This is a genomic window from Ponticaulis sp., from assembly GCF_029210165.1.
In the GTDB taxonomy this organism is placed as follows: Bacteria; Pseudomonadota; Alphaproteobacteria; order Caulobacterales; family Hyphomonadaceae; genus Ponticaulis.
In genome coordinates this window covers 1,218,816-1,231,093 of the sequence record NZ_JARGNT010000001.1, presented here as the reverse complement: position 1 = coordinate 1,231,093, position 12,278 = coordinate 1,218,816, and the positions used below count along the sequence as shown (strand labels likewise).

The 12,278-nt window shown below is 56.3% G+C and carries 9 protein-coding genes; 6 read left to right on the top strand and 3 right to left on the bottom strand.

Annotation, left to right across the window (positions count from 1 at the left end):
- Position 1: 1 nt before the first annotated feature.
- From P1U45_RS06115 to P1U45_RS06090, 6 genes are all read left to right on the top strand, one after another.
- On the top strand, positions 2-448 hold the full coding sequence (locus P1U45_RS06115) for a cupin domain-containing protein (protein ID WP_293609975.1): 447 nt from the start codon (positions 2-4) through the stop codon (positions 446-448).
- 115 nt (positions 449-563) lie between these two features.
- Positions 564-3,131: an ATP-binding protein gene (locus tag P1U45_RS06110; protein WP_301058202.1), complete on the top strand. Its 2,568-nt coding sequence runs from the start codon at positions 564-566 to the stop codon at positions 3,129-3,131.
- 103 nt (positions 3,132-3,234) lie between these two features.
- Positions 3,235-5,676 carry a PAS domain-containing sensor histidine kinase gene (locus P1U45_RS06105; protein ID WP_301058200.1) on the top strand — a complete coding sequence of 814 codons (2,442 nt, stop codon included), beginning with the start codon at positions 3,235-3,237 and terminating at the stop codon, positions 5,674-5,676.
- A 94-nt stretch (positions 5,677-5,770) separates the two neighbouring features.
- Positions 5,771-7,132 carry a mechanosensitive ion channel domain-containing protein gene (locus P1U45_RS06100; RefSeq protein ID WP_301058198.1) on the top strand — a complete coding sequence of 454 codons (1,362 nt, stop codon included), beginning with the start codon at positions 5,771-5,773 and terminating at the stop codon, positions 7,130-7,132.
- Positions 7,133-7,206: 74 nt separating this feature from the next.
- Positions 7,207-7,653, top strand: coding sequence for a GNAT family N-acetyltransferase (locus P1U45_RS06095; protein WP_301058196.1), 447 nt, complete (start codon positions 7,207-7,209; stop codon positions 7,651-7,653).
- 70 nt (positions 7,654-7,723) lie between these two features.
- Positions 7,724-8,872, top strand: coding sequence for a hypothetical protein (locus P1U45_RS06090; RefSeq protein WP_301058194.1), 1,149 nt, complete (start codon positions 7,724-7,726; stop codon positions 8,870-8,872).
- A 21-nt stretch (positions 8,873-8,893) separates the two neighbouring features.
- On the opposite strand, the gene P1U45_RS06085 is transcribed toward P1U45_RS06090, so the two are convergent.
- The 3 genes from P1U45_RS06085 to P1U45_RS06075 all read right to left on the bottom strand — a co-directional run bounded on the left by P1U45_RS06085 (position 8,894) and on the right by P1U45_RS06075 (position 12,238).
- Complete coding sequence (locus tag P1U45_RS06085; RefSeq protein WP_301058192.1) at positions 8,894-9,394, bottom strand: hypothetical protein; 501 nt, start codon at positions 9,392-9,394, stop codon at positions 8,894-8,896.
- A 13-nt stretch (positions 9,395-9,407) separates the two neighbouring features.
- Positions 9,408-10,931 (bottom strand): bifunctional helix-turn-helix transcriptional regulator/GNAT family N-acetyltransferase, encoded by a 1,524-nt coding sequence (locus P1U45_RS06080; RefSeq protein ID WP_301058190.1) that lies wholly within the window; start codon positions 10,929-10,931, stop codon positions 9,408-9,410.
- Between the two features lie 86 nt (positions 10,932-11,017).
- Entirely contained in the window at positions 11,018-12,238 is a 1,221-nt protein-coding gene (locus P1U45_RS06075; protein ID WP_301058188.1) for a CoA transferase, read from the bottom strand.
- Positions 12,239-12,278 lie beyond the last annotated feature (40 nt).

Genomic DNA, 12,278 nt, shown 5'->3' with positions numbered 1-12,278 from the left:
TATGTTTGCACGGTCCGGCGACCTCGGCGTACGCGAAATTATCCGCATGCTGAATATGCAGAAACATCCCGAAGGCGGCTGGTATGCTGAAACCTTTCGCAGCGACACAGAAGCTGGCGAAAGAGCTGCTGGAACAGCGATTTACTATCTGCTGGAAGCCGAAGACCATTCTCACTGGCACCGCGTGGATGCCGATGAAACCTGGCACTGGTATGCCGGAGGCCCACTATCTCTCACCTGGTCGTCAGATGGCACGAAGGAGAACGCTGGCACGATGACACTTGGCCCCGATCTCAGGGCGGGCCAGCGACCACAGCACACCATTCCGCGTCATTACTGGCAGACGGCCGTATCTCTTGGCGCGTGGACGCTGGTTGGCTGCACCGTTGCGCCGGGCTTTGAGTTCGCAGGTTTCGAAATGGCCCCGGACGACTGGGTTTTGAGCTGAAAAACCAACCAACGCGCCGTGTTATTCATATTTAAAGGATAGTCGTTGTTAATGCTGCTCAGGTGATGAGTAAGGGGTTCCGGGCTTCGGCCTGAGAATCAAAAAAATGATAACGATGAGTCTCGAGAGGCGCTTCACGCAATTCCTGATAGCGTCGACAGTGCTTGCCATTCTTGCAACCGCATTTGCCGCTGCCGTCAGCGTGAACTGGCATGTGCGCCATCAACAGAGCAGCGCTCTGGCGGACTACATGTCCGAACGCGGCCTCAGAGAAGATGCGTTCTTCAACACCATTGCCGACTCCCAGAACGCCGCAATGCAAACCTTCAACGAGTATGTTGAAGGCCTGACCGACGCAGAAATCCAGTCCGGGCTCGACACCTATTTCCCGCTACAGGAGAACGGTGCCCGCCGAGGTACCGATGAACTGTTCGAAGGTGTGTTTATTCCGGGCTATGGCCGTGTTTACGGCATCGCAGCGCTCGGCAGTTCCACACATGAATGGACGCCAGCGCGAGAGCGCACCTTCTATTCGGCCTTCCTGACAATCGCCCGCCACGGCGTTGGTATGAATGATGCTCATGAGAGCCTCTGGTTCATGTCGCCGCTGGACGATCTTATTATTTTTGCGCCGAACCGTCCGGACCGACTGGAATTTTACCGCCATGAAGCGCCTCATGATTTCAGCGCGACAAGCATTGGCATTGGCGATGTATCGCAGCCTGAGGTGAATCCCGAAGGTCTCACACGCTGCACACCTCTCATGAGTGCAGCTTACGACCAGACCGGCGAAACCCTCGTCACAGGTTGCCAGACCCCGCTTCGCCAGTTCGGCGGCGTACAGGTTGGTATTTTCGGCACAACAATGTTCGTCAACGAGGTGTTCCAGGCCGCATTTGATGCTCTGCCAAACATGGACTCCGATATCTACTTCATTTCGTCGGAAGGTCAGCTCATCGCGCATCACGACATTGACGAGACCACGAGTGTGCGTCCCGCGCTGATGCATGCCATGGAAGACCTGATCGACCCTGAAGAGCTTCTGGAAACGTTCCGGGACACCCGATCAGGAAGCGACGTCTTCTTCCGTAACCCCGAGCATTTTGCGTCCGAAGCCATCGCTTTCTATCATCTGGAAATTCCGGACTGGTATCTGGTTATTTCGATACCGGAACAAACGCTGCTTTATGCATCGCTCAACCAGCTCGTTCCGATCTTCATCATGTCGCTGACGGTTGGCGCCTGTGTCATTATCGGGATGACGATCTTTGTACGCCGCGTCGCATTAAAACCGCTAGGCATTCTGACGCGATCACTTCACGCGCCGGCGGGTGCAACCGGCGACATGGATCATCAGATCGATGAACTCACAGAACGCAGGGACGAGATTGGTCAGCTTGCGAGCACGCTCGCCGATTTCCGAAATCGCACTGAAGCCTACACGTCCAAACTGGAAGACACGGTTGCTCAACGCACCGAGAAGCTACACCGCCTGAGCCAGGCCAAGTCGACCTTCCTCGCGACAATGAGCCATGAATTGCGCACGCCGATGAATGGCATTCTGGGCGTTTCAGGCGCACTCAATCGCACAGACCTCACGACCGAACAGTCTGAGATGGTGGAACTAATCCAGCAGTCTACGCAAATGCTGGAGCGGCAGCTGTCGGACGTTCTGGATGTATCCAAAGTCGAAGCCGGCAAACTTGAGCTTATCAGGAACCCTACCAATCTCGCATCCTGCGTGACGGAACTATGTGATTTCCATCGCCACACAGCCAAGGATCGCGGGCTGGACCTCAATCTCAATTTCGATGTCTCGGCACACGGTTACTTCCTGGCTGATGAAGTCCGCATCCGGCAGGTGCTGAACAATCTCATCACCAACGCGATCAAGTTCACCAGCGAAGGCGCAGTCACGATAGATGTCAGCGGCGGCGAATATCTTGATGTCACCCGGCAGGTGGTCAGCTTCAAAGTCACAGATACCGGCGTTGGCATGAACGCAGAAAGCCTTGCGCAGATTTTTGAGCCATATGCACAGCCGACAAAAAACGTTGCCGAACCAAACCGCGGCACGGGGCTCGGCCTGACCATTTCAAAATCTCTCGTAGAGCTGATGGAAGGCGAAATCATCGCGCGGTCCCGCCCGGGACACGGCAGCGTATTCTCGTTCGAAATTCCGTTGGTTCGCTGCCAGACGCAGAACCCTTCGCTGACACCTGTATCAGAAGAAGCTGAAGCGCTCGCAGACCATTTGTCATCCACGCGCGTCCTGCTCGCTGAAGATCACCCAGTGAACCAGCGTGTTGTACAACTCATCCTGACGCCGCTCGGTGTCGGCGTTGAAATTGTCGAAAACGGCCAGGACGCTGTCGAAGCCTATAAGGATGGCAGCTATGACGTCATTCTGATGGATATGCGTATGCCGGTAATGGATGGCCTTGAAGCAACACGCCGGATCCGCGACATTGAAAGCAATGAGAACCGGGGCCACACCCCAATTCTGGTACTCAGCGCGAATGCCATGCCTGAGCACTGCGACCAGTCAATGATGGCCGGTGCCGATATGCATGTCGGCAAGCCGTTAACACCGGAGCGCCTGATTGATGCGGTGCGCGAAGCCCTGGAACTAAGAGCCGAAGGAAGCGACACCAGCGAGCAGTCAAGCTCCCAGCGCGCCTAAATCCGTAAACATTCATTAACGGGACATTAACTGAAACCGGTCATTTCGTTAAAGTGGCGGAATCTGAAAAGATTCGGCGACTTGTTCGAGACGGAGCGGCCTTATGGCGTTTAGTGCAGATCAGATACCAGTCATGGTGGCTGTCGGAGCTTCAGCTCTGGCGCTGTCTTCCATGCTTTGGTCGCTACGCGTTACAGACGGCCATCGCGGCGCGGCACGCAAATTCCGCCAGCGCGCAGATACCTCCGAAGAACAACTCATTCGCGCTGAAAGCATTTTCGACGCCCATCCCGGCATTATTCTCGTCTGGGAAGATGACGCACTGGACGGCGACGAGGTCGGCTCCCCTGTCGTTTACGGATCCCCTGTCGCGCTAGCCGGCCTCCTGCGATTTACAGATGACTCGCTTTCCCATGATCCGGCTATCCGGATTGTCGAAGGCCTTGCTGATCTGGAAGCGCGTGACGCATCCGGCAAAGACACAACGCTTCGCCAGCGCCTACGTGAACTTCGCCTTTCTGGGTCACCATTCTCGCTGACGCTGATTGGCCCGTCAGGGCGTTTTCTGGAAGCTGATGGCCGCACTGCCGGTGCACGTGCCGTCATGTGGCTGACCGACTCAACGATTAAAGGCCTTGAAGAAAGCTCTGCCCGCTTCCGCATTGAAGAAGCCCGTCAGGTCGTTGCACGCGATCCGACAGCCTTTCTCGACATGCTCTCCAAAGCCCCCTTCCCGGCCTGGCGCCTGTCCGGCACGGGTCGTCTGCAATGGGCGAACAGCGCATATTTGACCGCCGTTGAAGCGCGTAACCTCGACTCCGCGCTCGAGAAGCAGATCCATCTCGACTCGCAGGTAAGTGATCAGGTCAAATCCACGCTGGAAAGCAATTCGGAAATTTCCGAGACACGTCAGATTTCAGTGAATGGCGAGCGCCGCTCCATGCGAGTTCTGACCTTCCCGCTCTCTGGCGGTGCTGGCGCGATGGCGTTCGACGTCACCGACGAAGTCGATGCGCAGGAAACGCTGACCCGTCACGTTCGCGCACATGATGAAACGCTGAACCATATCGATGAAGGTGTGGCGATTTTCGGCGGCGACCGCCGCCTCGTCTATTTCAACCGCGCTTTCTCCAAAATGTGGGACCTGAAAGACAGCTTCCTTATCGAAAAGCCGAACCATGGACAGGTACTCGACGAGCTTCGCGCTGGTCGCAAACTGCCAGCGCGCGCCAATTTCGGTGAATGGCGCGCTGAAGAGCTGGCCCATTACCAGATGAAATCCTCAACAGCCGAGGATATCTGGCGTCTGCCGGATGGCCGCACACTCAAGGTTACCCGCCAGCATCACCCTCTGGGCGGACTGCTGATCCTCTTCAAGGATATGACGGACGAGCTGGCACTTGAGAGCAAATACAAAATGCTCATCAAGACGCAGACAGCGACACTCAACAATCTGCACGAAGCTGTCACCGTGTTCGGCCCGGATGGCCGCCTGCGCTTGCACAATGAAGCCTTCATGCGCCTGTGGGAGCTGGATGCTAAAGATCTTGAGGGCGAGGTGGATTACAACCACCTTTCAGGCCTGTGCACCAAGCTGTTCCACGATCAGGACACATGGGCCAACATCAAAGGCCATATCACCAACCCGTCTTCCGAAGCGCGCCGCGAGACGACCGGCGAGATGAAACGCTCTGACGGTAGTGTGGTGACCTATCTCACCCAGCCTCTGCCGGATGGTGCAACCCTTGTCGCATTTGTCGACATGACCGCTGCCCGCCGCGTGGAAGAAGCGCTTCGTGAACGCGCTGAAGCCTTCGAAGCCGCTGATAAGCTGCGCACAGAGTTCGTGCGCAATGTCAGCTACCAGCTGCGCTCACCGCTGACGACTATCCTTGGCTACACGCAGTTCCTTGAGAGCGGTCAGGTTGGCGAGCTAAACGAACAGCAGTCTGGCTTTGTGGATTCAATCCTCACAGCCTCTAACAACCTATCCAAGCTGATCGACGACATTCTCGATCTGGCCATGATCGAAGCGCGCCGCCTCGACCTCGACATTTCTTCTGTCGATCTGAAAGAGGTTGTGAACGACAGCATCAATATGATGGTGTCTAACGCCGAGGACACAGAAGTCGAAGTCGTCTGCGAACTACAGCCTGACCTTGGTACCATGATGGCCGACGAGCGTCGCCTGCGTCAGATCCTGTTCAATCTGATGACCAATGCGATGCGCTTCACAGACTCTGGCGGCAAGATCACCATCGAAGCTCACAAGCAGGACGATATGGTCTGGTTGTCTGTCTCGGATACGGGCGCAGGCATCGAATACGACCAGCAAGCCTCCGTGTTTGACAGCTTTGCATCGGGCGACCGCCGCGGCGCAGGCCTCGGCCTTGCACTGGTCCGCTCTTTCGTAGAACTGCATGGCGGTCAGGTGATGATGCAATCAGCCCCTGGCGAAGGCACACGCGTGATCTGCATGATGCCAGCCGATGCTTCTGGCGCAGTGCCACAAGGCGATGACGACGAAATCCGCTCAGCTGCGTAGTCTTGCTGAAAACCCCTCATTAAAGCCGCTCTGACAGGGCGGCTTTTTTATTGCCGCTTGCGGAACCGTGAGACTGGGCGCAAGTTTCTTTCCCATGACATCTGCATCCCTGTTTCGCCTCGGGCTTCTCACACTCTTTCTGAGCTTCCTCAGCCCGCTGACGCTGCAGGCGCGGGATGCCTCTCAAACTGATGCGCCCATTTCGCTTGAAGAAGGCGTGCCTGATGATGCAGCTATCCTCGAACGGATTGACGACATTTTCGCCCAACTTGAATCGCTTCAAGGCATTGAAGCTAGTGTTCAGTCAGGCGTGGTGACGCTTTCAGGCACAACAACGAATGCCGATGCGATAGACCTTGCCGAAACCCTCTCTTCGCGCGTTGAGGGCGTTGTTGCCGTTCAGAACCAGATCACCCGAGACGCTTCGGTGACGAACCGCGTTACCCCAGCGATGGACGCAGCGCGTGGGCAGATCGAAGCCTTCATCCGCTATATTCCGCTCTATGCTCTGGCACTAGGCGTATTCGCGCTCATCCTTATGGGCGGCTGGCTGCTGTCGCGCGCGCAATTCATCTGGCGCACTATATCGCCAAACCGCTTTGTGGCCGATCTGATTTCGACCTTCGTGTTCACACTCGCCTTCATCATCGCCATGATTTCGGCGCTAAGCCTGATTGGCGCAACGGCGTTTCTCGGCACGCTTCTCGGCGCCGCTGGCGTGGTGGGCCTCGCCATCGGTTTTGCTGTCAAAGACACGATCGAGAACTTCACCGCATCGGTCATGCTGTCTATTCGCCAGCCCTTTCAGCCGAATGACCACGTTGTTATTAATGGCGAAGAAGGCCGTGTCATCCGCCTGACCTCACGCGCCACCATCCTGATGACGCTGGACGGCAATCATCTTCGCATTCCGAACGCCAACGTCTTCAAAGGCGTTATTCTGAATTATTCGCGCAATCCGGATCGCCGGTTCAGCTTCATGCTTGGCATTGATCCTGAGCAGGACGAGATGGAAGCCGCATCGCTTGGTCAGGCAACACTCGATAAGCTGGATTTTGTACTCGCCGATCCGCCTGCGGTTGGTCTGATCAAAGAGCTCGGCGCATCGACGACCGATCTTTCCTTCAATGGATGGGTCGATCAACGAAACACCGATTTCAACAAAGCGCGTTCGGCTGCGATCTCTGCGGTCAAAACTGCGTTGGAAGCAGCGGGCTTCAGCCTGCCAGACCCGAGCTATCGTATCTCCATTAAAGGCGGCGCCGCCCTTCCGACACAGCCGGTTTCAGCAGTCGTGGAAGAAGTAGACACGCCGGAAGAAGCCTCCGCGCCCGCACAAGCACCAGATGTGCCGGACACATCACCTGATACCTCGCTCCAGGAACGCGTCGACGCAGAGCGCCGCGCCAAAGGCGAGGATGATCTTCTGGGCAATGGCGGCGCAAGCGAGCTCTGATCTGTCGTCCGGCTTGACGCCCTCGCCTACCGGCCACATTAGCAACGTCCGGGGTAAGATGAGGGGTTAAGCCAATGACCAGCCAGTTAGAGATTCGACCAGTACGCGCGGAGGACAAACCCGTCTGGGAGAAGCTGTGGACGGACTATCTGGTCTTCTACAAATCAGAGCTTCCGCAATCGGTCTATGACGCGACATTTGCCCGCCTCCTCACCGACGAGCTATATGACCCGCATGGTCTGATCGCCTGGCAGGGCGACACAGCAATTGGCCTCACCCACTTTATGCGCCAGCGCCATTGCTGGCGTCCGGAAGACGTCATCTACCTGCAAGACCTTTATGTAAATCCGGAGGTTCGCGGCACTGGCGCTGGCCGCGCGCTAATTCAGGCCGTTTATGATGCCGGCGACGCTATGGGTTGCCCGACGGTCTACTGGATGACCGAGAACGACAATCATACGGCCATGAAGCTTTATGACCGCATGGCCAAACAGACAAAATTCATCAAATACCAGCGCTGAGCTGGTCGATCCTCTCTTGCCAGTTTCACCTAATCGCCCGACAGTTTAAAAAACTCGGGGGAGAAGGCGCATGTCGAAGGTGTTGAAGTGGATCGGGATCATCATCCTGATCATTCTGGTGGCTGTTATTGCAGCCGTGTCCATTGCTCTCTTCGTCACGCGCCCTTCGCCTCCACCTCAGAATTCAGAAAGCGCAGCGCGATTAGCTGATGGGCCATATGAGATAGCAACCAATGAATACATCTGGGTTGATACGACGCGCTCCACACCGCCAAACGGAGAGTTTGAGGGCGAGCCTGGTCGCACTCTGCCGACGCGCATCTGGTATCCGCAAGGGGCAGACGGTTCTGCCCCGCTCGTCATCTACAGCCACGGCTTCCGGTCCGATAATGTCGGCGGGGCCTATATCGCAGAATTTCTGGCGAGCCATGGGTATGTCGTCGCCGCGCCTCGATTCCCGCTTTCCAACGGCGCAGCGCCGGGCGGATCGACCATTTCAGATGTGCCGAGCCAGCCGGGCGATGTGAGTTTCATCATAGACCAGATGCTCGCTCTTTCGGGTGACGACAAACCCTTCAACGTGACGCTGGACTCTGATCGCATTGGTGCGATTGGCCTGTCGCTGGGCGGGCTGACAACCACGCTCACCACTTTTCACCCGGAATGGCATGACGCGCGAATTAAGGCCGCTGTTTCTATGGCTGGTCCGGCAGATGTTTTCGGCCCTGACTTTTTCACCACCACCGACGCAGCATATCTAGTGATCTCCGGCACTGAGGATGCAATCGTTCCCCACCGCACGAATGCCGCGCCAATGCCGGATAAACTCGCATCGGGCGGCTTGCTGGAGATTGAAGGCGGCACACATGCAGGCTTCGCAGACCTCATGTCAGGCATGCCCCGCCTGTTCGGAAATCCCGACGAACTTGTCTGCTCGATTACCGAATTTGGTACGGGCGGCCACCCGTTTGACGGCATGTTTGGCGGGCCGGAATTGGGCCTGATATCTCCGGATGAGTTTGTACCGGCCTGCTCGTTCGAGCTTGGCGAAGCCATCAGCGCCGGTCGCCAGCAAATGATCGCCAAACTCGCGATTCACGCGCTTCTGGAATCAGTCTTCGCAGAAACCGAAGAGACACGCGGCGAACATGCAGTCTTCGTCACTGAGACGCTTGAAAACGACTTCCCCGAGCTGACCTATCTGCCAGCGAGGCGCTAGGTATCTGAAAAAGCTTTAATGCTACTTGAGGCCGTCGGCGATTTTTAGAATCTCTGCCTCAACGCAGGCCATTGCCGTTTCTATTTCGGCAATGATCTGGGCTCGCGAGAAAATGCCAATTTCGTAAAAATGGGTGCCGTCGGTTCTCTCAATGCGAGGCAGTTTCCGGCGCTGGCCCTCCAAGCAAAGCCCGAAAGTTCCGATCCTGACGAGATCACCCGTAATATTGGCCAAGCCCTCAGAATAGCCACCAAGCTGAATCACGAAGTATTCTTCTGTTGCGAACATCCTCTGGTACGCTTTCAGATCATACCAATGCCAGACAATTGAGCCAGGATATCTTCCAAGCGGCAGGCCATCAAAATCAAAATCCATCGCAATCTGCTGACCGCCGCGCGCATCCCAAGGTATAGGATTGTTTTGAATGACATTCTCTTCGAAGTCGGGCGACGGCTTACCGGTCGACGAAGCGATTGCCGGATCAAAACGGATGATCAGTCGTTTTTCTGTGCCGTCGCTCACAGCTTCATCCTCGTTATAGCGCGCGGTAGACCCGCATGATCTCCGCGCGTACGCGCGTAATAGATGCCTCGAACTCGTCAATAACGAGCTTTTTCGGGAACACGCCAATCTCACCGAGGCGAATACCCTGATCTGTATAGCGCAGCTGGACCGATTTTCCGACAATCTCATCTGATGGCGCGACAACGCTCAACGTAATCTTCTCGCCGCGTACCTCGGCAAGCCCGACAGCGTCCCCGCCAAACCGGATAAGATGCTCCCCATCATGGCGGAGTTTTTTCAGCTCACCGTCGAGGCTTTGAAGATGCTCAATGACCGTATCTGCCGAATGCGCAAGCTCTACGCCATCAGCCACAAACGTCATGAAGCAAACATCCTGATTGCACGCTTCGCGCAATTCCGCCCGCTTCAGGATTTCAGAGCGGTAGCCACGCGCGAGCGATACCGGTGAATCCATTTCCGGTGAAAAGCTGATCGCAAACCGCTGCGATGGCGTCTCTGCGACTGGCTCGAGTACCGGCTCCGGAACAGGTGCTTCCGCCGGAGCGACCTCAACAGGCGCGGCCGCCTTCACCGACTGGGTATTCATCGGATAGCGCATCGCAACGTTAGCCCGCTCATACTTGGCGGCATACTTTTCCATAATGATCGCGTCATGTCGAAAGCCGAATTTCTCATAGAGATGGATCGCGGCTTCGCATTTCTTGTTCGTAAGCAGGTGAAGCTTCTGAACACCCATCTCACGCGCCCGATTGATCAGCGCGACCAGCAGGAACTCACCCGCCTTCTCTCCGCGCTTTGTCGACGACACGCCCATTTTTGTGAATTCAAACGCGCCATCATCGCCAACCGGCTGCAGCGCGCCAGCACCGATAATATCGCCGCTCGCATTTCGCACGAACAGAATGTCACCGCCCTTATCAATGATATGGCTCTGCGGGTCTTTCAAAACTTCAATATCGGACGGCTCGAGCACAAACATGTCCTCGATCCACTCGGCATTCAGACGATAAAAGTCGGGCGCAAGCTTCTCTGAATAGGGCACGATCTCCAGTCCGCCTTCCGGAGAAATACGCTCTGTCAGCGGGCGCTCTTCAAGGCGGCGTTCAATCTCAGTTAGCTGGTCAACGACATCACCAGATACATTATGCGTTATATTCTTGGCTGCACACTCGATCTGCAGCCAGGCCGTGGACTTCAAGTGCGCCACAAGGCAGATGCCATCCTCTGTCAGCGCGACATTGCGGACACGCTGATCATCATTGTCTGCCGTCAGCCGGACGAGCCCTTTGTCTGCCATACCCGCCACAGTCCGCGTGATTGCAGGCTGCGAGATACCGATAAGCTCCACAAGCTGGCCAATTGTTGCGTCTCCATGCAGGTCCAGCGCCGCCAGCACCGTATTGAACGCAGGCAAGAGCTTACCGTGTCCGTTGGCTTCGAAGATTTTCGTCGCATCAGCCTGCATGCGCTCGGCCAGCCGCTTCATACGGCTGCCTAGAAACAGATAATTCTTTTGCGAGAGGACATCCAGCATAACACATTCCTATATCATGTTATATAATGCGTTATCTTTAAGAATTTGAGAGCACAAGCAGAATTTACGCGCCCTGTGATTTTGGTTTAAATGATGCCTTCGGCTTCAAGGCGCTCAAGTTCGCGTTCGTCCCGCCCGAGAAGCCCGCAATAAATCGCCTCGTTGAACGCGCCAGGTTCCGGCGCAGACCAGCGCACATTGCCGGGTGTATCAGAAAATTTCGGGAAGACATTCTGCATCGGGATGTCACCGAAATACGGGTGAGCCACCCTGGTAATCGCCTCGCGCGCTGCATAATGCGCATCCGCCAGCATTTCAGGGCCGCGATAGATCGGCCCGCAAGGCACGCCATGTTCCTCGCACGCATCCATCACCTCTTGCGAGGTCAGCTTAACGCTCCAGCGGGAAATATGCTGATCAAGTTCCTGCTGATGCTCGCCGCGTGCATAGTGATCTTTATAGCGCAGGTCGTCTGCCAGTTCAGCTTCACCCATGGCCGCAGCAAGACGCCGCCAGACCGTGTCCTGATTGGCACCGATAATGACCATGCCATCCGATGTCGGGTAGATGTTAGACGGCGCAACGCCGGGCAGATAGCTGCCTGCACGTTCGCGCACATAACCGGCAACACCCGCCTCCGGAACAAGGCTCTCCATCATAGCGAGGCAGGCCTCATAAATCGCAGAGTCGACGATCTGCCCCCGCCCTGTGACATGGCGATGATGCAGCGCGGCGAGCGCACCCAGCGCGCCAAAGGTCGCCGCGAGACTATCGCCCAGCGAAATGCCCGCACGGCTCGGCATGCGATCCGGTTCGCCCATCACATAGCGAAGCCCGCCAAAGGCTTCACCGACACTCGCATAGCCTGCTTTTTTAGAATGCGGCCCTGTTTGTCCGTATCCGGACACTCTCACCATGATCAGCGCAGGATTGATCTCTGAGAGCACATCATAGCCGAGCCCCCATTTCTCCATCGTGCCGGGCCGGAAGTTTTCAACGAGGATATCGGATTTGGCGACCAGCTCTTTCAGCATGGCCTGCCCTTTGGCTTTGCGCAGGTTCAGCGTGACCGTCTTCTTGTTGCGCCCCACCACAGGAAACCAAAGCGATTTTCCATCCGGCTTGGCCTGCCCCCAATCACGCAGAGGATCCGGCTGGCCCGGCGGCTCCACCTTGATCACCTCAGCGCCGAGATCACCCAGCAATTGACCGCAGAACGGCCCTGCCAGCAAAACACCGAGTTCGATTACGCGCAGGCCTTTAAGCGGGCCGGTGGCTTCGGTCACAGAGACGGTTTGATCAGTCATTAGGGGATAATATGGGGCGACCGGTTTTTCGCAATGGGCT

Excerpts from the sequence above, each read along its gene's own strand:
- P1U45_RS06095 (WP_301058196.1), top strand. The coding sequence starts at position 7,207 with ATGACCAGCCAGTTAGAGATTCGACCAGTACGCGCGGAGGACAAACCC.
- P1U45_RS06080 (WP_301058190.1), bottom strand. The coding sequence starts at position 10,931 with ATGCTGGATGTCCTCTCGCAAAAGAATTATCTGTTTCTAGGCAGCCGT.
- P1U45_RS06090 (WP_301058194.1), top strand. The coding sequence starts at position 7,724 with ATGTCGAAGGTGTTGAAGTGGATCGGGATCATCATCCTGATCATTCTG.
- P1U45_RS06115 (WP_293609975.1), top strand. The coding sequence starts at position 2 with ATGTTTGCACGGTCCGGCGACCTCGGCGTACGCGAAATTATCCGCATG.
- P1U45_RS06075 (WP_301058188.1), bottom strand. The coding sequence starts at position 12,238 with ATGACTGATCAAACCGTCTCTGTGACCGAAGCCACCGGCCCGCTTAAA.
- P1U45_RS06110 (WP_301058202.1), top strand. The coding sequence starts at position 564 with ATGAGTCTCGAGAGGCGCTTCACGCAATTCCTGATAGCGTCGACAGTG.
- P1U45_RS06105 (WP_301058200.1), top strand. The coding sequence starts at position 3,235 with ATGGCGTTTAGTGCAGATCAGATACCAGTCATGGTGGCTGTCGGAGCT.
- P1U45_RS06100 (WP_301058198.1), top strand. The coding sequence starts at position 5,771 with ATGACATCTGCATCCCTGTTTCGCCTCGGGCTTCTCACACTCTTTCTG.